17 protein-coding genes are annotated in these 21,173 nt (G+C 70.6%); 14 read left to right on the top strand and 3 right to left on the bottom strand.

Annotated elements, in window-relative coordinates; all coding sequences use genetic code 11:
• Positions 1-11: 11 nt before the first annotated feature.
• Positions 12-1,274 carry a nucleoside transporter C-terminal domain-containing protein gene (locus tag HFP89_RS03705; protein ID WP_168716289.1) on the top strand — a complete coding sequence of 421 codons (1,263 nt, stop codon included), beginning with the start codon at positions 12-14 and terminating at the stop codon, positions 1,272-1,274.
• A gap of 29 nt (positions 1,275-1,303) precedes the next feature.
• Positions 1,304-2,335, top strand: a complete 1,032-nt coding sequence (locus HFP89_RS03710; protein WP_168716290.1) for an alpha/beta hydrolase — start codon at positions 1,304-1,306, stop codon at positions 2,333-2,335.
• A 12-nt stretch (positions 2,336-2,347) separates the two neighbouring features.
• Here the strand turns inward: HFP89_RS03710 and HFP89_RS03715 are convergent, their stop codons facing one another.
• Both HFP89_RS03715 and HFP89_RS03720 read right to left on the bottom strand, forming a co-directional pair.
• A complete protein-coding gene (locus tag HFP89_RS03715; RefSeq protein ID WP_168716291.1) occupies positions 2,348-3,103 on the bottom strand; it encodes a YdcF family protein in 756 nt (251 codons plus the stop codon).
• Positions 3,096-3,923, bottom strand: a complete 828-nt coding sequence (locus HFP89_RS03720; protein ID WP_168716292.1) for a hypothetical protein — start codon at positions 3,921-3,923, stop codon at positions 3,096-3,098. Before HFP89_RS03720 ends, HFP89_RS03715 begins: the two co-directional genes overlap by 8 nt.
• A gap of 98 nt (positions 3,924-4,021) precedes the next feature.
• On the opposite strand from HFP89_RS03720, the gene HFP89_RS03725 reads away from it, so the two are divergent.
• From HFP89_RS03725 to HFP89_RS03750, 6 genes are all read left to right on the top strand, one after another.
• Positions 4,022-4,771 carry an NAD-dependent deacylase gene (locus HFP89_RS03725; RefSeq protein WP_168716293.1) on the top strand — a complete coding sequence of 250 codons (750 nt, stop codon included), beginning with the start codon at positions 4,022-4,024 and terminating at the stop codon, positions 4,769-4,771.
• A 155-nt stretch (positions 4,772-4,926) separates the two neighbouring features.
• The gene (locus tag HFP89_RS03730) at positions 4,927-6,069 is read left to right on the top strand and encodes an efflux RND transporter periplasmic adaptor subunit (RefSeq protein WP_168716294.1); all 1,143 of its coding nucleotides are present in this window, start codon (positions 4,927-4,929) and stop codon (positions 6,067-6,069) included.
• A gap of 12 nt (positions 6,070-6,081) precedes the next feature.
• Entirely contained in the window at positions 6,082-9,213 is a 3,132-nt protein-coding gene (locus tag HFP89_RS03735) for a multidrug efflux RND transporter permease subunit (protein ID WP_168716295.1), read from the top strand.
• Positions 9,203-10,630 (top strand): efflux transporter outer membrane subunit, encoded by a 1,428-nt coding sequence (locus HFP89_RS03740; RefSeq protein WP_168716296.1) that lies wholly within the window; start codon positions 9,203-9,205, stop codon positions 10,628-10,630. Before HFP89_RS03735 ends, HFP89_RS03740 begins: the two co-directional genes overlap by 11 nt.
• 74 nt (positions 10,631-10,704) lie before the next feature.
• On the top strand, positions 10,705-12,594 hold the full coding sequence (locus HFP89_RS03745) for an MFS transporter (RefSeq protein WP_168716297.1): 1,890 nt from the start codon (positions 10,705-10,707) through the stop codon (positions 12,592-12,594).
• Entirely contained in the window at positions 12,591-13,160 is a 570-nt protein-coding gene (locus HFP89_RS03750; RefSeq protein WP_168716298.1) for a GNAT family N-acetyltransferase, read from the top strand. The genes HFP89_RS03745 and HFP89_RS03750 overlap by 4 nt, the downstream gene beginning before the upstream one ends.
• Here the strand turns inward: HFP89_RS03750 and HFP89_RS03755 are convergent.
• Complete coding sequence (locus HFP89_RS03755; RefSeq protein ID WP_168716299.1) at positions 13,126-13,884, bottom strand: class I SAM-dependent methyltransferase; 759 nt, start codon at positions 13,882-13,884, stop codon at positions 13,126-13,128. The genes HFP89_RS03750 and HFP89_RS03755 overlap by 35 nt on opposite strands.
• Here HFP89_RS03755 and HFP89_RS03760 point away from each other — a divergent pair.
• Genes HFP89_RS03760 through HFP89_RS03785 form a run of 6 tightly spaced genes read left to right on the top strand, consistent with a single transcriptional unit; the run spans position 13,868 to position 21,173 of the window.
• Entirely contained in the window at positions 13,868-14,926 is a 1,059-nt protein-coding gene (locus tag HFP89_RS03760; protein ID WP_168716300.1) for an aminopeptidase, read from the top strand. The genes HFP89_RS03755 and HFP89_RS03760 overlap by 17 nt on opposite strands.
• On the top strand, positions 14,923-17,172 hold the full coding sequence (gene lptD / locus HFP89_RS03765) for an LPS assembly protein LptD (RefSeq protein ID WP_168716301.1): 2,250 nt from the start codon (positions 14,923-14,925) through the stop codon (positions 17,170-17,172). The genes HFP89_RS03760 and lptD overlap by 4 nt, the downstream gene beginning before the upstream one ends.
• 11 nt (positions 17,173-17,183) lie before the next feature.
• Positions 17,184-18,470, top strand: a complete 1,287-nt coding sequence (locus HFP89_RS03770; RefSeq protein WP_168716302.1) for a peptidylprolyl isomerase — start codon at positions 17,184-17,186, stop codon at positions 18,468-18,470.
• A gap of 7 nt (positions 18,471-18,477) precedes the next feature.
• A complete protein-coding gene (pdxA, locus tag HFP89_RS03775) occupies positions 18,478-19,482 on the top strand; it encodes a 4-hydroxythreonine-4-phosphate dehydrogenase PdxA (protein ID WP_168716303.1) in 1,005 nt (334 codons plus the stop codon).
• 52 nt (positions 19,483-19,534) lie between these two features.
• Positions 19,535-20,314: a 16S rRNA (adenine(1518)-N(6)/adenine(1519)-N(6))-dimethyltransferase RsmA gene (gene rsmA / locus HFP89_RS03780; RefSeq protein ID WP_168716304.1), complete on the top strand. Its 780-nt coding sequence runs from the start codon at positions 19,535-19,537 to the stop codon at positions 20,312-20,314.
• A 40-nt stretch (positions 20,315-20,354) separates the two neighbouring features.
• The gene (locus HFP89_RS03785; protein WP_168716305.1) at positions 20,355-21,173 is read left to right on the top strand and encodes a symmetrical bis(5'-nucleosyl)-tetraphosphatase; all 819 of its coding nucleotides are present in this window, start codon (positions 20,355-20,357) and stop codon (positions 21,171-21,173) included.

A 21,173-nucleotide genomic window follows, 5' to 3' on the forward strand; every position in this document is an offset into this window, starting at 1 on the left:
CGGACCCGTCCATGGCCAACCTGATCGGATTGCTCGGCATCGCGCTGCTGCTCGGCGTCGCGTGGGCCGTTTCCGAGCACCGCCGTCACATCCAGTGGCAGACGATCATCATCGGACTGCTGCTGCAGCTCGCGCTGGCCGTTTTCGTGCTGTGGGTGCCGTTCGGGCGGGTCGTGTTCGAAACCCTGGGCTCGGGTTTCGTGACGCTGATCGGCTACACCCAGGCCGGCTCGGCCTTCATCTTCGGCGACCTGGCCAACGCCGAGAGCTACGGATTCATCTTCGCCTTCCAGGTGCTGCCGACGATCATCTTCTTCGCCTCGCTGATGGCCTGCCTCTACCACCTCGGCGTCATGCAGAAGATCGTCGAGTGGATGGCCGTGATCATGACCCGCTTCATGAAGGTCTCGGGTTCGGAATCGCTGGCCACGGCAGCCAATGTCTTCGTCGGCCAGACCGAGGCGCCGCTGGTGGTCCGGCCGTTCATCGCCGGCATGACCCGCTCGGAGCTGTTCGCGCTGATGACCGGCGGCATGGCGACGATCGCCGGCGGCGTGCTGGCCGCCTACGTACTGCTGCTCGGCGGCAGCGACCCGGAACAGCAGGCCTTCTACGCCAAGCACCTGATCTCGGCCTCGATCATGGCCGCGCCGGCGGCGCTGCTGGTGGCCAAGCTGATCCTGCCCGAACGCGAGGCCTCCGAAACCATGGGCCTGGTCCGGACGACCGTGGAACGCGAGCACACCAACCTGATCGAAGCCGCCGCCGGCGGGGCCGGCGAGGGGCTGAAGCTGGCCCTGAACGTCGGCGCGATGCTGCTGGCCTTCCTTGCCCTGATCGCGCTGATCAACGGCCCGCTGACCTGGCTCGGTTCGGTCACCGGCCTCGAAGCCGTGGTCGGCCAGCCGATCGACCTGGCCCTGTTGCTCGGCTGGCTGTTCGCGCCGGTCGCGTTCCTGGTCGGTGTGCCGCTGGAGGAAGCCGTGACCGTGGGTGGACTGATCGGCCAGAAGATCGTGGCCAACGAGTTCGTCGCCTACGTCGCACTGACCGAGATCCAGGGCGAGCTGTCCGAGCGCTCGGTGCTGATCGCGACCTACGCGCTGTGCGGCTTCGCCAACTTCGCCTCGATCGCCATCCAGCTCGGCGGCATCGGCGGCATCGCCCCATCACGAAGAGCCGACCTGGCCCAGCTGGGCCTGAAGGCGATCCTCGGCGGGACCATCGTCAGCCTGTTGAACGCGGCCTGGGCCGGCCTGCTGGTGTGGCACTGAGCCGGGCGTTGCGACCTTCGATCCGTACCGTGGCGGCGCTCGCCCTGCTGATCGCGGTCACGGCCTGCGCGGCGGGGTCGGCGGCCGATCCCGATGGGCCATCGTTCACCGAACTGTTGTTCGTCACCGACCGGGCCGACCGCTCGGACGATCCAGAGACGCCTCGATTCGGCGGGCGCCGCGGTCCGGTCGTGCACGGCCGGTGCGAAGTGCGGTTCCGGAACATCCCGCTGACCGACGGGCTCGCCCGGGCCCTGGACACCCACATCCCGACCGAGATCCGCAACGTGCATCGAGTCGCAACGATGCCGGCCGCAGCCTTCGACAGCGAACTGCAGCAGCTTCCGCCCGAGCGCCCGATCGTGCTGTTCGTGCACGGCTACGCCTACGGCTTCGATCGGGCCTGCCGCCAGGGCGCCCAGCTGCAGCGGCGACTGGGCGAGGACGCCACGGTGCTGCTGTTCACCTGGCCGTCGGACGGCAACCCGATGGACTACGGCTCCGACCGCGGCGACGCGGAGTGGGCGGCGCTGGATTTCGCCGACCTGGTCGAACGACTGAACGCGGTCGTCGGACCGGACCGGCTGAAGATCGCCGCGCACTCGCTCGGCAGCCGGACCGTGCTCGATGCGCTGGTCCGGCTGCAGCTGAAGAACGGGATCGAACGGCTGGCCGATCACCTGGTGCTGCTCGCGCCGGACTTCGACACCGCGCGGTTCCGCGCGCTGTGGCCACTGCTGGCGCCGATGGTTCGCGATGCAACGCTGTACGTGTCGGACAACGATCGACCGCTGGGGGTGTCGGAATCGCTGCACGACATGCCACGCCTCGGTCAGGCCGGTGGGGCGCCGACCGTGCTCGACGGCCTGCAGACCGTCGATGTCTCGCCGCTGGGCCGCTATCATCCCACGGGTCACGAGTACTACCGGTACCACCCGGCGGCGGGCGAGGATTTCATTGCGCTGCTGCTGGGCCGGGCCGACGCTGCCGAGCGGCCGAACACCGTGCGCCGGACGCAGGATGGCAAGACCTGGTACGAACTGGTCGATCGCGAGGACTGACCGTTCTCCGGCTCAGCGCCGCAGCCGATGGCCGAGCATTTCCTTCAGTGCGCGCCGACTGCCGTCCAGCGCATCGCTGTCGGGCAGCCAGCGCAGCAGGCTCGGCGGATCGCCGCGGACTTCGTGGTCGGTCGGCACCGTGAGCACCTCCAGACCGGTGGACTCGAAGTGGGCCGATGCGCGGCGCATGTGCAGCGCCGAGGTCACCAGCAGGATGCGGTCCGCGCCCCGGGCCCGCAGCATCGTCGCACTGAAATCGGCGTTCTGGCGGGTGTCGAGGCTGGCCGGCTCGAGCAGGATCCGGTCGGCCGGCATGCCCAGGTCGGTCAGCAGCCGGACCGCGGCTTCGGCCTCGCTGCTGCCGGCGTCCCGCCACGGCTGGGCCCCGCCGGAGATCAGGATCTCGGGTGCCTTGCCGGCCCGCCACAGGCGGAACGCGTGCCAGTAGCGATCGGCGGCTGCGCCGAGATCGGGTTGCGGGTTGCGCGAGGTCGGCGGAGCGATGCCGCCGCCGAGCACGACGATCGCGTCGGCCTCCGGCACGCGCTCGATCGCGATCGGGGGGTGCATGGATTCGAGGTGGCCGCGCAGCGCGTCCGACACGGCCGGCGTGGCCATGAGCCACAGCGTGGCCAGCGCAACGAACACGATCGCCTTGCCGCCCCGCCGGTCGCGCCAGGCCAGCCACAACCCGAGCAGCGCCAGCACGATCAGCCCGCCGGGCGGCAGGACCAGGGCCTGGCCGACCTTTTCGACGAAATCACCCATCGACCGGTCCCGCCGGGCCCGAGCGTTCGATCGCAGCGTCGGTCGCGGGCTCCGGCGCAAGCGGAGCCTGTCGATCCAGCGGCGCCAGTCGTTCCAGAGGAGCTTGCGAAACCCGGATCAGCCCGATGCTGCCGTGATCCATGTCGACGGTGGCCAGCAGCGCCGAGGCGATCAGCAGCGCCAGCGCCCGGGTCATGAGGTTGCGCCGTTGGCCCTCGAGACGTCCGGCATAGCCGATCACCAGCAGTGTCAGCAGCGAGCAGGCCACCAGCAGGGCAAGAATCGCCCACGGCAGGTGCCGCTCGCTGGCAGCCGCGCGGTGCTCGGCCACGTCGATCAGTGCGCCGACCGCGTCGAGGACCTCGACGTGATACTCCGGCGCCAGCCCGTCGACCTCGAGTGCCCGGATCCAGATCGCTTCGAGCAGCCGATCGCTGCGCTGGCGTTCGGCCGCCGCCAGTCCGTCGCGCTCCATCGAATGGTCGCGCCGATGATCGAGAAAGGCCCGCAGCGCAGCCTGCACCGCCCGAGCGTCCTCGGCCGGCAGCAGTCCCGCCTCGAGCGCCACGGCATGCGCCGCGCTGGCCTCGGCGACGACCAGGTCCTGGCGCTCGACGTACCGGCTGGCCGAGCCGCCGAAGCTGAAGCCCAGCAGCAGGGCGAGCAGCCCCAGCATGGCACCCTGGATGGCGCCGGCGTCGATCGCGCGGTCGCGGCCATGCGCAAGGTGCCGGTCGGCCAGCCAGCGTCCCGACTCGACCATCGCCAGCAGTGAGACCACGAACGTGATGGCCAGAACGAATTCCATGGTCGTGGTCATCGGCGGACGCTCCCTGTGTCGCGCTGGACGATCGGCGTGCAAGCGCGCACATCATAGCCAGCCACGCCCGTCCTGTTGCGCATGGCAGACTGCCGACCATGACCGCCGCCGATCCACTGCACCAGGCCCGCCGCGCGCTGACTGCCGCCCGACGCGTTACCGTGCTGACCGGCGCCGGCATCTCGGCAGAGTCCGGCATCCCGACCTTCCGCGAGGCGCAGATTGGCCTCTGGGCGACGTTCGATCCACGCCAGCTGGCCTCGCCGGAGGGCTTCGCCGAGAACCCCGGCCGGGTCTGGGACTGGTACCAATGGCGGCGGACCCTGATCGGCAACAGCGCGCCGAACCCCGGTCATCGGGCGCTGGCGGAACTGCAGCGGCGCCGGCCGGACCTGGTGTTGATCACCCAGAACGTCGACGGCCTGCACCAGCGCGCCGGGTCGCGCGGCGTGCTCGAGCTGCACGGCAGCGTCCAGCGCACGGTCTGCTCGGTGACCCGGCGGGCGATCGACGCCGACTGGCTGGCCCGCCATGCCGACGATCATCCGCCGCCGTCGCCGCACCACCCCGACGGACTGGCCCGCCCCGACGTCGTCTGGTTCGGCGAGGCGCTGCCGGCCGACGTGCTGGAGGCCGCGTTCGAAGCCGCCGCGAACTGCGACCTGATGCTGGTCGTCGGCACCTCCGGCGAGGTCCACCCGGCGGCCGGTCTGCCGCGGATCGCTCGCGAGCAGGGCGCGACGATCATCGACGTCAACCCGCAAGCCGATGCGATCCGCGAGTTCGCCGATCTCGTCCTGGCCCGGCCCGGCGGCGAGGTCCTGCCGAAGCTGATCGGGCCGGACTGACCCGGGCGCGCCTGGACGTTTTGCCGGCCGGGGCGCTACGGCAATTGATTTCCGACGGCCGGTGGCCTAGGCTTCCCCGAGATCCGCGCACGGCCGAGTCACGATGGCGACACCGCCCCGAGTCGGCAGCCATCGATGAACAGGGGACGATTTCGATGACACGCATTGACCGCCGGACCCTTTTCGGCGCCCTGGCCGCTGCCTTCCTGCTGAGCGGCTGCTCCGAGCCGTCCGATTCGCCGACGGCCCCCGGCGCGCGCCCGGTCGGCGTGATCGAGGTGGCCGCCGCTGACCGGCCGGTGACCTTCGACTACGCCGGACGCACCGCCAGTTCGCAGCGGGTGGAAATCCGGCCGCGCATCACCGGCTACCTGGATTCGATCGAGTACACCGAAGGCGGGTTCGTCGACCGGGGCGATGTGCTGTTCCGGATCGATCCGAAACCGTTCGAGTCCCGACTGCGCGGCGCGCGCGCCGAGCTGTCGCAGCAGCAGGCCCGGCTCGACAACGCCGAGGCCCTGCTGGCCCGGGTCGAACCGCTGGTCGAGGCTCGCGCCGTGGCCCAGAAGGAAGCCGACGACGCCCGCGCCCTGGTCGCGCAGTCGGCCGCGGCGGTCGAGGCGGCTTCGGCGCGGGTCTTCGAGGCCGAGCTCGAGCTCGGCTACGCGACGATCACGGCGCCGGTCACCGGCATTGCCGGCGCCGCCCGCTTCCGCCAGGGGGCGCTGGTCGGCGGCACGGCCGAGCCGCTGACCGAAGTCGCCCGCATCGACCCGGTCTGGGTCGAGTTCAGCATTGCCGAAGGCGCGCTGCTGGCCGCCCGGCACGGCACCGAAACCCATCGCATCGAGCTGCCGACCGATGGCGCCTTCGACGTTCGCCTGACCCTGGCCGACGGCACCCCGCACCCGGACACCGGACGCATTTCCTTTGCCGATGCACAGATCAGCGAGCGCACCGGCACGCTGCTGCTGCGCGCCGAGGTGCCGAATCCCGACGCCCGCCTGCGGCCGGGCCAGTTCGTCACCGTGCACCTCGACGGCGCGCTGCGGCCGGATGCGATCGCGGTGCCGCAGGCGGCCGTGCAGCAGGGGCCCCGGGGGCCGTTCGTCTGGGTCGTCGACGGTGGGTCGAAGGCCGAGCGCCGGCCGGTGCGAGTCGGCCCCTGGGACGGCCGGGCCTGGATCGTCCACGAGGGCCTGTTCGATGGCGACCGGGTCATCGTCGAGGGCGTGGTCGGGCTGTCGCCGGGCACGCCGGTGCAGCCGCGTCCGACCGATCTCGCCGCTGCGGACTGAGGGCGCGCTCCGATGCTGACCACGGTGTTCGTCCGGCGGCCGATCCTGGCCTCGGTGATGTCGATCGTGCTGGTCATCGCCGGCGCGGTGGCCGGGCTGAACCTGCCGATCAACATGTACCCGGACATCGCCCCGGTCCAGGTCACGGTCTCGGCCAACTATGCCGGTGCCGACGCCGAAACCGTGGCCAACACGGTGGCCGCGCCGCTGGAAACCGAGATCAACGGCGCCGACGGCCTGATGTACATGCGCTCGGCCGCATCGCCGTCCGGCCTGATGACGCTGACCGCCTACTTCGAGCTCGGCACCGACCCCGACACCGCCGAAGTCCAGGTCCAGAACCGGGTCAGCCTGGCGCTGCCCAAGCTGCCGGACAGCGTGCGCAGCAGCGGCGTGCGGGTCCAGAAGCGCTCCAGCGGGTTCCTGATGCTGCTTGCGCTGTACTCGCCCGACGGCCGCTACAACGAGCAGTACATCGGCAACTACGCCAACCTCTACGTGCTCGACGCGCTCAAGCGGGTCGAGGGCGCCAACCAGGCCGAGATCATGGGCCTGCCGGACCTGGCCATGCGGGTCTGGCTGGACCCCGACCGGCTGCGCGCGCTGGACCTGACCGCCGCGGAAGTGCAGACCGCGATCGCCCGCCAGAACCGGCAGTTCGGCGCCGGCACGCTGGGCCAGGCGCCGACCGCCGGCCCGGTTCCGCTGACCGTGCCGCTGACCACCGAGCCGCGCTTCGCCAGCCCGGAGGAATTCGAGCGCCTGATCCTGCGCGCCGAGACCGAGGGCACCCGGGTGGTCCGGCTGGCCGATGTCGCGCGGGTCGAGGTCGGCACCCGGATGAGCCTGCTGCGCTCGGAGCTCAACGGCACGCCGGCGACCTTCATCGCGGTCTACCAGCAGCCCGGCTCCAATGCGCTGGCGGTGGCCGAGAACGTCACCGCGATGCTCGAGGAGATGGCGCCGACCTTCCCCGAGGGCATCGAGTACGCGGTGTCCTTCGACACCACCAAGGTCGTCCAGGCCTCGATCGACGAAGTCATCGAGACGCTGATCATCGCCGTGCTGCTGGTGATCCTGGTCACCTACCTGTTCCTGCAGAACGTCCGTGCCACGCTGGTCCCGACCGCGGCCATCCTGGTGGCGGTGGTCGGCACCTTCATCGGCATGCTGCTGCTCGGCTTCAGCCTGAACCTGATGACCCTGCTCGGGCTGGTCCTGGCGATCGGCATCGTGGTCGACGACGCAATCGTGGTCGTCGAGAACGTCGAGCGCAACATGCAGGAACTGGGGCTGCAGGCAAAGGAGGCCACGGTTCGCGCGATGGACGAGGTGATCGGGCCGGTCATCGCCACCACGCTGGTGCTGATCGCGGTGTTCGTGCCGGTCGCCTTTCTCGGCGGATCCACCGGCGTGCTGTTCCAGCAGTTCGCGGTCACCATCGCGGTGTCGGTCGGCATCTCGAGCTTCGTCGCGCTGACCCTGACCCCGGCGCTGTGCGGCGTACTGCTCAAACCGCGCGGCGAACCGGCCCGGCCGTTCCGGATCTTCAACGCCGGACTCGACCGCATGACCGAGCTGTACGGCGAGGGCGTCGCGGTGGTGCTGCGGCGCAGCGTGCTCGGCGTGGTGCTGGTCGGCGTGATGTTCCTGGCCATCGCCGGCCTGTTCCGGATCCTGCCGTCCAGCTTCGTGCCCGAGGAGGACCAGGGCATCCTGTTCGCCGCCATCATGCTGCCCGACGGCGCCAGCCTCGACCGCAGCGAAACCGCCGCCCGCGCCGCCGCGGACCTCCTGCGCGCGCAGCCGGCGGTCGAATACACCTCGGCGCTGACCGGCTACAGCCTGCTCGACGGCCAGTTCAAGACCAACGCCGCGACGGTGTTCGTCTCGCTGAAGGACTTCGACGACCGCAGCGACCGGGCGCTGTCGCTCGACGCGCTGCTGGCCGACGTCCGGCCCAAGCTGATGGGCGGGCTGGGCGAGGCCGTCGGCATTCCGATCAACCCGCCGGCGGTGCCCGGCCTGGGCAGCCAGGGCGGCTTCGAGCTCTGGGTGCAGAGCCGCGAGACCTCCGACCCGACGGTCATGGCCGAGGCCATCCAGCGCCTGATCGGGGCGGCCGGCGAAAGCCCGGTGCTGACCGGCGTGACCAGCACCTTCAACCCGAGCTCGCGGCAGCTGCAGGTCCAGGTCGATCGGACCCGGGCCGAAACGCTGGGGGTGCCGACCGAGGCCATCTACGATGCGCTGCAGACGATGTTCGGCGGCGCCTACGTCAGCCAGTACAGCCAGTACGGACGGGTCTGGAACGTCATCGTCCAGGGCGACGCGGTGTTCCGCGACGATCCCGGCGACTTCGACCGGGTCCACGTGCGCGGCCGCCAGGGCGACCTGGTTCCTCTGTCGGCGGTGATCACCACCGAGTGGCGCGCCGGTCCCGACCTGGTGACGCGGTTCAACGGCTTCCCGGCCGCGCGGGTCAATGGCGACGCCGCAGCCGGATATTCGTCGGGCCAGGCCATTGCCGAGATGGAGCGGCTGGCCGCCGAGGTCCTTCCCGACGGCATGACGCTGGAGTGGGCCGGCCTGGCGCTGGAGGAAAAACAAGCCGGCTCGACCGCCGCGGTGGCCTTCGCGTTCGGACTGGTGCTGGTGTTCCTCATCCTCGCCGCCCAGTACGAGAAGTGGTCACTGCCGCTGGCCATCATCACGTCCGTGCCGTTCGGCCTGTTCGGCGCGTTGATGGCGATCTGGCTGGCCGGCATGGACAACGACGTCTACTTCCAGATCGGCCTGATCACGCTGATCGGGCTGTCGGCCAAGAACGCGATCCTGATCGTCGAGTTCGCCCAGCTCAAGTTCAGCGAAGGCATGGCGCCGGCCGCCGCGGCACTCGAAGCGGCGAAGCTTCGTCTACGACCGATCCTGATGACCTCGCTGTCGTTCATCCTCGGCACGCTGCCGCTGGTCATCGCCTCCGGCGCCGGCGCCAACGCGCGGCACTCGATCGGCACCGGCGTGATGGGCGGGATGATCGCCGCGACCACGCTGGCGCTGTTCTTCGTTCCGCTGTTCTACGTGCTGATCATGAAGGTATCGAACCGCGGCGACGCCGCGCCGGGAGGTCGCGATGTGGCGTAGCGCACGGCCGGCCCTGCTGGCCCTGGTCCTGACCGGCTGCGCGGTGGGCCCGAGCTACGAGCGCCCGGCGCTCGAGCTGCCCGAGACCTGGCGGATCGAACTGGACCACGCCGAGGCCGCGATCGACACGGCCTGGTGGCGGGCGTTCGACGACCCGGCGCTGGATGCCCTGATCGACCAGGCCGTGGCCCGCAACCTCGACCTGGCCGTGGCGCTGGAGCGAGTCCGCGAATTCGCCGCACGCGTCGGCATCACCGCTTCGGGTCGCTGGCCGCAGCTCGGCTACGACGCATCGGCCGCTCGCGCCCGGCTGTCACGCGAGACCGGCATCGGCGCACTCGGCGGTTCGCGCACCGCCGACAGCTTCGAGGCCAACCTCAACGTGAGCTGGGAGCTGGACCTTTGGGGCCGGATCGCGCGCGCCGAGGACGCCGCCGAGGCCGACTTCCTTGCCGTGGAGGAAAACCGGCGCGCACTGGTCCTGGCGCTGGTCACCGCGGTGGCCGAGACCTACATCGAACTGCGCGGTCTGGACGCCCAGCTGCAGGTCGCGAAGGCTTCGCTGGACAGCCGCCGCCAGTCGCTGGAGCTGTTCGAACTGCAGCTCGAGCGCGGCGTGCTGTCCGAGCTCGAAGTCGCCCAGCTGCGCTCGGAGTTCGAGCGGACCGCCGCCACCCTGCCGGCGCTGGAACGGGCGATCGCGCTGACCGAAAACGCGCTGAGCGTGCTGCTCGGTCGGCCGCCCGGCGCGATCCCGCGCGGCCGGGCACTGACCGAACTGACCGGCCCGCCGATCCCGGCCGGCCTGCCGGCGACCCTGCTCGAGCGCCGCCCCGACCTGCGCGCGGCCGAGCAGCAGCTGGTCGCCGCCACCGCCAGGATCGGCGTGGCGCGCGCCGAACGCTTCCCGCGGATCGCGCTGACCGGGCTGTTCGGCCTGGCCAGCAGCGAGCTGTCGCGGCTGGCCGAGTCGTCGGCCGAACAGGCAGCGCTTGCCGCCGGGCTGAGCGGACCGCTGTTCACCGCCGGGCGCGTGCGCGGCGGCATCGAAGCCGCCGAGGCCGCGGCGGCCCAGGCCGACCTGCGCTATCGCGCCGCGGTGTTGACGGCGCTGCGCGAGGCCGAGGACGCGCTGGTCGTCCACGCCACGACCCGGACCGAGCGCGATGCCCAGCTGCGGCGGGTGGCGGCGCTTCGCGACTATCGACGCTTCGCGGTGATGCGCTACGACACCGGCTACACCAGCTACCTGGCCGTGCTCGATGCCGAGCGCTCGCTGTTCGACGGCGAGCTGCAGGCGCTGCGCACCGCGGCCGACGCCTTGCGCGCCCTGATCGGCCTGTACAAGGCGCTCGGCGGCGGCTGGATCGACCGCGCGCTGGCGCCCCCGGCGGACGGCGAAGCGACGCCCGAATGACCGGCGGCGCGCTTGTGGCCGACCGATCCGCCGGGTAGAGTCGAACGCCGTTCCCGTCCTGGCGCCACGTATCGATGAACGCCCTTCGCCTGCTCCGCCAGCGCCGCTTCGGCGCCTTCTTCACCGTGCAGGCGCTCGGCGCGCTGAACGACAACGTGTTCCGCAACGCGCTGGCCACGCTGCTGGTGTTCGGCATCGGCGTCGAGGCCGGCTGGGACCCGGCCGGCCTGGTCAACCTCGCCGCGCTGCTGTTCATCCTGCCGTTCTTCCTGTTCTCGGCCGTGTTCGGACAGCTGGCCGACCGCTTCGAGAAGTCCGGCATGATCCGCTGGATCAAGCTGTTCGAGATCGTGATCTGTGCCTATGCCGGCCTCGCGCTGTACCTCGGCGACGTGGTGCTGCTGATGAGCGTGGTCTTCCTGCTCGGCTTCCAGTCGACGCTGTTCGGGCCGATCAAGTATTCGATCCTGCCGCAGCTGCTGCCGCCGGCGCAGCTGACCGCCGGCAACGGACTGGTCGCGGCCGGCACCTACATCGCGATCCTGGCCGGCACCATCCTCGGACCGCTGCTGGCCGGGCTGGAGCTCGGCTGGCCGTGGGCGGTGCTGGTCGGCACGCTGATCATCGCCGGGATCGGCTGGCTGGCGGCGCTGGCCCTGCCCCCGGTGCCGATCGGCGACCCGTCGCTGAAGCTGAACCTCGACCCCGTGACCGCGTCCTGGGCCACGTTGCGCCGGCTGGGCCGCAACCGGAACCGCCTGCACAGCGTGCTCGGCGTGGCCTGGTTCTGGTTCTACGGCAGCATCTTCCTGGTCCAGATCCCGGCCTACACCCAGGGCGTGCTCGGCGGCGACGAACGCGCGCTGGCGGCGCTGCTGGCGCTGTTCATCGTCGGCATCAGCACCGGCGCCCTGCTCTGCGACAAGCTCTCGCGCGGCGCCATCGAGATCGGCCTGGTCCCGATCGGTGCGGTCGGCATGACCGTGTTCGGCCTGGACCTGATGCTGGCCAGTCCGTCCACGCCGCTGACCGAGGCATCGATCGCCGAGCTGCTGGCCCGCGACGGCAGCCTGCGGATCGTCGCCGACCTGGTCCTGATCGGGGTCTCCGGCGGACTGTTCATCGTGCCGCTGTATGCGCTGGTCCAGAGCCAGTCGGGCAACGACGAGCGGGCCCGGGTGATCGCCGGCATGAACATCATGAATGCGCTGTTCATGGTGCTGGCCAGCGCGCTGGCGATCCTGCTGCTCAGCGTGGCCGGACTGTCGATTCCGCAGCTGTTCGGCGTGGTCGCCCTGCTGAACCTCGCCGTGGGGGTCTACATCGTGCTGCTGGTGCCGGAGTTCGCGCTGCGCTTCCTGATGTGGGTGATCTCGCGGCTGGTCTACCGGGTCCGGGTCGTCGGCACCGGCATCCAGCATCTGCCGGCCGAGGGTCCGGCACTGATCACCTGCAACCACCTGAGCTTCATGGACCCGCTGATCATCGGCGGCACCATCCAGCGGCCGATCCGGTTCGTCATGACCCATCGCATCTACCACCTGCGCGGGCTGACCTGGCTGTTCCGGCTGGCCGGGGCGATCCCGGTCGCCCCGGCTCGCGAGAACCCGGCGTTGCTGCAGCGGGCCTTCGAGGCGGTCGACGACGCGCTGGCCCGCGGTGAGCTGGTCGGAATCTTCCCCGAAGGCGGGCTCAGTCCCGACGGCGACGTGCAGCCGTTCCGCGCCGGCATCAGCGAGATCCTCGCCCGGCGCCCGGTGCCGGTCATCCCGATGGCGCTGGAGGGGCTGTGGGGCGGTGTGTTCAGCCGCGCGCCCGGGCGCTGGCGACGGCGCGACCGCGGCTTCTTCTCGCGGGTCCAGCTGAAGATCCTCGACCCGGTCGCACCGGGCCAGGCGGACCGGCGCGAGCTCGAGGCCCTGACTCGCCATCACCACGACCAGCTGCGCAGCCACCCGACGTGACGGTCCTGAGCACGCCGCGCCTGCAGATCCGACCCTGGCGTCCCGGCGACCGACCGGCGCTGGAGCGGATGGCGCTGGACCGCGACATGATGCGCTACGTGACCGGCGGTGAGCCATGGTCGGCCGAACGCATCGACGCGTTTCTCGAAGACCAGGCGGCAGGCTATCGACAGCACGGACTGGCCTTCGGCGCCGTCACCCACCGCGCTCGCGACCGGGTCATCGGCCTGGCCGGCATCCAGCCGCTGGACTCCGGCGCCTTCGAACTCGGCTGGTGGATCTGGAAGGACCACTGGGGCCAGGGCTACGCCACCGAGGCCGCCGCCGCGGTGGTCGCCCACGCCCGCTACGCCCTCGAGCTGGATCGGCTGTACGCCGTGATCGATCCGCCCAACAGCGCGTCGATCCGGGTCGCCGAAAAACTGGGCATGGTGTTCGAGCAACGGATCAGCGCGCGCGCGACCCGCGCCGAGCGGCCGGACACCTCGATCGTGCTCTACGTGGTCCGGTTCGGCGGACCCGGGCCTGCGCCTACTCGCCGGCAGCCGGGGGCCGGCGGGCGATGACGATCAGTCGATCGCTGTCGAGCCCGTAGGGCGTGCCGTCGAAATCGCCGTCGACGGCCTCGACCGCAAAGCCGTGCGCCTCCAGCAGCCGGCTCAACTCGCCGGCCGACCAGACCCGGTGCGACCAGGCGCGGCGATGGACCCGATCGCCGTCGATCAGCAGCCACTCGTTGTCGAGCCGGGTCGCGTGCTCGGTCAGGACCGGCCGCTCGATCAGCAGCGTGCCGTCGTCGTTCTCGGTGCAGTGGACCGGCTGCAGGTCGCGGATCAGCGTCTCGAGCCCGACCACGTCGAGCAGCAATCGCCCGCCCGGCTTCAGCGAGGCCAGGATCCGGTCCAGTACCCGGCCGTGATCGTCCTCGGCCTCGAAGTAGCCGAACGAGGTCCACATCACCAGCACCGCATCGAAGGCCCCGGGGCGCTCGAAGCTGCGCATGTCGGCCTGGACGGTCTCGACCGCAACGCCCTCGATGCCGGCGCGGGTCTCGAGCCCGCCGAGCAGGTAGGCGCTGGTATCGACCGCGGTGACCGCCAGGCCGGCCCGGGCCAGCGGCAGGGCATGCCGGCCGGGACCGCAGCCCAGGTCGAGCACGGTGCCGTCGTCAAGGCCCAGCCGCTCGAGGATCCGGGACACCTGCTCGGCCGCCTCGGTAAACTGCGGTTCGGAAAACATCAGCGGCCCGAACCGCCGCCAGAACTCATCGTCGATGTACCAATCGCTCACGCGGATTCTCCTGGTCTCGTTGCTGCTGCTGGCCAGCGGTTGCGCCACGCTGGGCTGGTACGGACAGGCCGTGCGCGGCCAGCTGGAGCTGCTCGCCAACCGGACCGACGTCGAACGGCTGCTGGCCGACCCGATGCTGCCGGAGGACCGCCGCGCCAAGCTGGAACTGGCCCTCGACGTCCGTGATTTTGCCAGCCGCTCGCTGGCCCTGCCGGACAACGACAGCTACCGCAGCTATGTCGAGCTCGACCGCGACGCGGTGCTCTGGAACGTGATCGCGGTGCCGGCCTTGTCGTTGGCGCCGAAGGCCTGGTGCTATCCGTTCGTCGGCTGCCTGGCCTATCGTGGCTGGTTCCGGCGCGAGGCCGCCGAGCGCGCCGCGAAGCGCCTGGCCGACGACGGCTACGACGTGCGCGTCTCGCCGGTCGCGGCCTATTCCACGCTCGGCACCTTCGACGACCCGCTGACCACGCCGATGCTGGCCTGGGACCGCGAACGCCTGGCCGGGCTGATCATCCACGAGCTGGCCCACCAGCGGTTGTTCGTGGCCGGCGACACGGCATTCAGCGAAGCCTACGCGACGGCGGTCGAGCGGGCCGGTCTCGATCGCTGGCTGGCCGCGCGCGGCGACACCGCGGGCCGCCAGCGCGTGGCCGAACGGCGACAGCGGGCCGAGGCCTTCACCGCGCTGCTGCTGACCGCCCGCGACGACCTGGCCACCGTCTACGCGTCGCGCCGCAGCAACGAAGCCAAACGACTGGCCAAGGCCGCACGCTTCGAGCAGCTCCGGGCCGAGATCCTGGCCTTCGCCGAGCGCCCCGGCGCTCGAGCCTATGCCGGCTGGGCGCGGATCGAACTCAACAACGCCGATCTCGCGCTGCGCGCCACCTACGAGCAGGGCACGCGCGCATTCGGTGCGCTTCTGGCAGAATACGACGGCGATTTCGCGCGCTTCCATGCGGCGGCCGAAGCCCTGGCCGACCGGGGCCCCGAGGCGCGCGATGCATTCCTGAATTCATGCCGGACCACAGCCTGCCCGTGAAGCCGATTCCGACACGCCGCGCGCGCGGCTGCAAGCAGACCTCGCGAGCGGCCGCCGGTGGTCTCGGGCTGACGCTGGGCATGACGCTGCTGCTGTCGCCCGGCCCGGCCCAGGCGCAGACCGACGATGGCCGACCAGCCACGGCCGGCGGCAGCCAGGCCGCGGCGCAGCAGTGCCGAGCGCCGGGCAGCGTCCCGCCCCGCGGCCGGCTCCAGCGCACCGGCCCGCTGCCGATGGACATCCAGGCCAATGACATGCAGGCACCGGCCGATGCGCCGATGCAGTTCCGCGACGACGTGCTGCTGGTCTACGGCGACCAGCAGCTGCGCACCGACGAGCTGATCTACGACCCGGAGACCGGCCAGGTCGAACTGCCCGGCTGGCTCGAGTACACCGACGCGGTGATCCGGATGCGCGCCGAATCGGCGGCCTACAACACCGAGACTTCGGCCGGGCGGTTCAGCGGCGTCGACTACTACATCGCCGGCGCCGAAGGCGCAGGCCACGCCGGTGAAGTCCGGATGCTCGGCCCCGAGCGCGCCCGGGTCGAGACCTTCGATTTCACCACCTGCGACATCGAGGATCCGGACTGGCAGCTGAAGGCCGGCAAGGTCGAGCTGGACTTCGAGTCCGGCGTCGGCACGGCGCGTGACGCACGGCTGGAATTCAAGGGCGTGCCGCTGCTGTATTCGCCGTGGCTGAGCTTCCCGCTCGACAACCGCCGCAAGTCCGGCTTGCTGTATCCACAGATCGGCGCATCGAGCGACAATGGCATCGATGTCGCGGTGCCGTGGTACTGGAACATCGCGCCGAACATGGACGCCACCTTTACCCCACGGCTGATCGGCGAGCGCGGCCTGTCGATGGGCGGCGAGTTCCGCTTCCTGACCCGCCGACAGGCCGGCACTCTGCAGCTCGACTACCTGCCCGACGATCGCGAGGCCGACCGCGACCGCTGGCTGGCCCGAGCGCGCTACTCGGCCCGGCTGGCCGAGGACTGGACCGGTCGGGTGAACTTCAACCGGGTCAGCGACGCCGACTATTTCTTCGACCTCGGCAACGATCTCGACTCGAGCACGATCCAGTACCTGCGCTCGGATCTGCGGGTCCGTGGCCAGGGCCGCTTCTGGACGCTGACCACGACCTTCGACACCTTCCAGGTCCTCGACCGCGACGTGGCCGACGAGCGCGAGCCCTACAACCGTCTTCCGCGCGTCGAGTTCGACGCCGACCTGCCGTTGCCCAACGGCTTCGCCTTCCGACTCGATTCCGAGGCGGTGTACTTCGATCGCTCGATCGGCGTCACCGGGCTGCGGCTGGACGCGCTGCCCGAGCTGTCGTGGCGGCTGGTCCGGCCCGGCGGCTTCCTCGAGCCTCGGGTCGGCCTGCGGGCCACGGCCTACAGCCTCGATCGCGACGATCCGGACGCCGAAGACGATCCCAGCCGGATCCAGCCCATCATCAGCCTCGACGGCGGTCTGGTGTTCGAGCGCGAAACCCCCTCGGGCCGGCTGCAGACGCTGGAGCCGCGAGCCTATTACCTGTACGTCCCGGGCCGCTCGCAGTCGGACTTTCCCGTCTTCGATACGCGCGAACTGACCTTCGGGTTCGCCCAGCTGTTCCGGACCAACCGCTACAGCGGCGCCGACCGCCAGACCGACGCCAACCAGCTCACGCTGGCCGTGACCAGCCGCCTGCTGGCGCGCGACGACGGCCGCAGCCTGCTCGATGCCAGCCTCGGCCAGATCTTCTTCTTCGACGACCCCAGCGTTCGGCTGCCGGACGAGCCGGAGGACGACCGGGAGCTGTCGGCCACCGTCGGCGAGATCAACTGGCGACCGTCGGACCGGTTCCTGGTCAACGCCGGCCTGCAGTGGGATCCCGACGACACCGAGCTGGACGTCGCCGCGTTCGGGCTGCGCTGGAAGGGCAGCGACGCCCGCCAGGTCCAGGTCGGTTACCGGTTCCGGCGCGACCGGGTCGACCAGTTCGACGTCCGCTTCCGCTATCCGCTGAGCGGTGAACTCAATCTGATCGGCCGGGTCAATTACTCACTGGAGGACGACGAGCCGCTGGAATTGCTGGCCGGCCTCGAATACGAAAGCTGCTGCTGGGCGCTGCGGACATCGATCCGCCGCTACGTCAGCGATCGCGACGCCGACCAGCGCACGGCGTTCTTCCTCGAACTCCATCTCAAGGGGCTGGGCAGCCTCGGCCGCCGCCCCTATGACCTGTTCACGTACTAGCGAGTCTTCCCATGGATCGAATCTTCCGAATTCTTCCGTTGCTGCTGGCCCTGCTGCCATTGGCGGCCCTGGCCCAGGACGACGCGTCACCGCGCCAGCCGATCGACGAGATCGTGGCCGTGGTCGACGAAGAGGTGATCCTGCGCTCCGAACTGGAGGCGGCCATCACCGGCGTGGTGCGCCAGGTCGAGGCGCGCGGCGAGCGGCTGCCGCCGCGCAGCGTGCTCGAAGAACAGGTGCTCGAGCGGCTGATCATGAACCAGGTCCAGATCCAGCGCGCCGAGCAGACCGGAATCCGGATGTCCGACCAGGACGTCGACCGGGCGCTCGGCGACCTGGCCCGCCAGAACGGCCTGACCCTGACCCAGCTGCGCGCCGCGATCGAAGGCGACGGGCTGAGCTTCGACGAATTCCGCCAGGAAATCCGCTCCGAGCTGACGACCCAGGCCCTGCGCCGGCGGATCGTCGACGGCATGGACGAGATCACCGACACCGAGATCGACATCATGCTCGCCTCGGACAATTTCCGGGGCGACGAGTACAAGCTGTCGCAGATCCTGATCCAGGTGCCCGAGTCGGCCGGCCCGGACGAGCTCGACGAAGCCGCCGCGCGTGCCGACGAAGCCTACCGCGAGCTGCAGGACGGGCTGGAGTTCGCCTCGGCCGCGATCGCCTATTCCGACGCGCCGGACGCGCTCGAGGGCGGCGACGTGGGCTGGCGCAACCTCAACGCGCTGCCGCGCCAGATCGCCGACGTGATCCGCGACCTGGAACCGGGCCAGTACACCGAGCCGCTCCGGATCCAGTCCGGCTTCATCATCGCCCGGGTCGACGACCGGCGGGCCCAGCGCGAAGTGATCGTCACCGAGTACCGGATGCGCCACTTGATGGTTCGCCCGTCGGAGCTGCTGCCGGCCGAAGAGGCCCGCGAACTCATCGAATCGCTGCACGACCGGCTCGAAGCCGGCGAGGACTTCGGCGAAATCGCCCGCGAATTCTCCGATGACCAGGGCTCGGCCAACCTCGGCGGCATGATCGACTGGTTCCCCGAGGGCGCCTACGGCACCGGCTTCCAGAACGTCATCGACAGCCTCGCGATCGGCCAGATGAGCGAAGTGTTCCAGAGCCCGCAGGGTTGGCACGTGATCCGGCTGGAGGACCAGCGCGAGGCCGACCGCACGGTCGAATCGATGCGTAACGAGGCCCGCGAGATGATCATCCGCCAGAAGGCCGACGACGAGATCGAACGCGTGCTCCGGCGGATGCGCTCCGAGGCCTACGTCGACATCCGGCTCTGATCCGGCCGTGACCGACGAGCGGGCCGGCCCGATCCTGATCACGCCGGGCGAGCCGGCCGGGATCGGGCCGGAGCTGGCCGTCCGGATCGCGCTGGAGCGCGGCCGCGACGAACTGGTCCTGGTCGCCGACCCCGAGCTGCTCGAGGCCACCGCGCACCGGCTCGGCCGGCCGGCCCGGATCGTCGATGCCGACGCCCCACCGGGCCCGGGCCGACTCCGCTGCCTGCCGGTGGCGCTGGCGGCCCCGGCCGAACCCGGCCGACTCGATCCGGTCAACGCCGGGTACGTGCTCGAGACCCTGGCCGCGGCCTGCGACCGGGTCGCCGACGGCCGCGCCCGTGCCCTGGTCACCGGCCCGGTCCACAAGGGCGTGATCAACGATGCCGGCATTGCCTTCAGCGGCCACACCGAGTTCCTGGCCCGACGCGCCGGCGTCGACCGGGTCGTGATGATGCTGGCCGCCGATACGCTGCGCGTGGCCCTGGCCACCACCCACCTGGCACTGCGCGACGTGCCCGACGCGATCACGCAGGCCTCGCTGGAGCGCACCCTGCGGATCCTCCACGCCGACCTGGTCGACCGCTTCTCGATCGCCGCGCCGCGCATCGTGGTGCTGGGCCTGAACCCGCATGCCGGTGAAGGTGGCCATCTGGGCCGGGAAGAGATCGAGATCATCGAGCCGCTGCTCGATCGCCTGCGCGCCGAGGGCCTGGACCTGGTCGGCCCGCTGCCGGCCGACACGGCCTTCGTTCCCGACCGCCTGACCGACGTCGACGCCGTGCTGGCCATGTACCACGACCAGGGGCTGCCGGTGCTCAAGTACGCCGGCTTCGGCCGGGCCGTCAACATCACCCTGGGCCTGCCCTTTATCCGCACCTCGGTCGACCACGGCACCGCCCTGGACCGCGCCGGCACCGACACCGCCGACCCGGGCAGCCTGAACGCCGCCGTCGACCTGGCGCGCGAGCTGGCGCTCGCGAGGGACGAGGGGAAAGGGGCGAGGGGCGAGTGATCGCCATGGCACCCTTTCGACTCGCCCGCGGCCCCTCGGCCCTCGTCCCCCGATGAATCACACGCCCCGCAAGCGCTTCGGCCAGAATTTTCTCGAAGACGCGAGCGTGATCGACCGGATCGTCGGGGCGGTCGCGCCGGGGCGGAGCGATCGGGTGGTCGAGATCGGACCGGGGCTCGGGGCGCTGACGCGGCCCTTGCTCGAGCGACTGGACGAGCTGCACGTCGTCGAGCTCGATCGGGACCTGGTGGCGACACTGGCCGAGCGACTCGGTCATCCCGCCGGCCTGGTGATCCACCAGGCCGACGCGCTGGACTTCGACTTCGCATCGCTGGCCGCAGACGGTCCGATTCGCGTGGTCGGCAACCTGCCCTACAACATTTCCACGCCGCTGCTGTTCCACCTGCTCGACCAGGCCGAATCGATCCGCGACATGCACTTCATGCTGCAGAAGGAAGTGGTCGATCGGATCTGCGCCGCGCCGGGTGGCAAGACCTGGGGCCGGCTCGGCGTGATGACCCAGCTGCGCGCCGATGCAACGCACCTGTTCACGGTGCCGCCCGGCGCGTTCCGGCCGCCGCCGAAGGTCGACTCGGCCATCGTACGGATCGTGCCCCGAGCGCAGAGCGAGGCCGACCGCGCCGCGCTGCCGCAGCTCGAGCGGGTCGTGCGCGCGGCCTTCTCGCAGCGCCGCAAGACGCTGCGAAACACCTTGAAGGGCATCGTCGATAGCGACGGGTTCGCCGCCGCGGGCATCGACCCGGGACGGCGCGCCGAGACCCTGACGCTGGACGACTTCCGGGCCCTGGCCGCGAGCGCCGGACCGGCATGAACGCCCACTGCGGGCCCCGGCCTCAGTAGACTGATCGCCCATGCGACGCCATATCTTCATCGGCGACATCCAGGGCTGTTGGGGTGCGCTCCAGCGACTACTGGATCGACTGAACTTCGACCCGGCCGGCGACCGACTCTGCCTGGCCGGCGACCTGGTCAACCGTGGCGGCAAGTCGCTGAAGGTGCTGCGCCAGGTCCGCCGGCTCGGCGAGCCGCACTTCAGCGTGCTCGGCAACCACGACCTGCACCTGCTGGCCTACTGGCAGAACCACCCGCGGGTGAAGAAGAAGAACCCCGAGTTCGAGAAGATCCTGAACCATGCCGAGGGGCCGGCCGTGCTCGAATGGCTCCGGCAGCAGCCGATCCTGTGGACCGACGCCGACCTCCGCGTCGCGCTGGTCCATGCCGGCATCGACCCGCGCTGGGACCGGGCCCGGGCGCGGGCCTGCGCCGACGAACTGCAGACGCTGATCCGCGGCCCGAAGTTCGGCAGGTTCATCGACAACATGTACGGCAACCGACCCGTGCGCTGGAAACCCGACCAGAAGCGCTACGTCCGGGCCCGCACGCTGACCAATGTCTTCACCCGGATGCGCTTCGCCCGATCGGACGGCAAGCTGGAGCTGAAATCCTCGGGCGACCTGGAGCGCCGTCCGAAGGGCTACCAGCCATGGTTCGAACTGCTGCATCCCGACTGGTCGGACTGGACCCTCGTGTTCGGCCACTGGTCGATGCTCGGCTACTACGACGATGGCCAGGTCCTGTGCCTCGACTCCGGCTGCGTCTGGGGCGGCTGCCTGACCGCCTGGGTCGTCGACGGCGCGGACCGGAGCATCGTCCAGCAGGACTGCGGCTGA

It is taken from the genome of Wenzhouxiangella sp. XN79A (assembly GCF_012272825.1).
Taxonomy (GTDB): Bacteria; Pseudomonadota; Gammaproteobacteria; order Xanthomonadales; family Wenzhouxiangellaceae.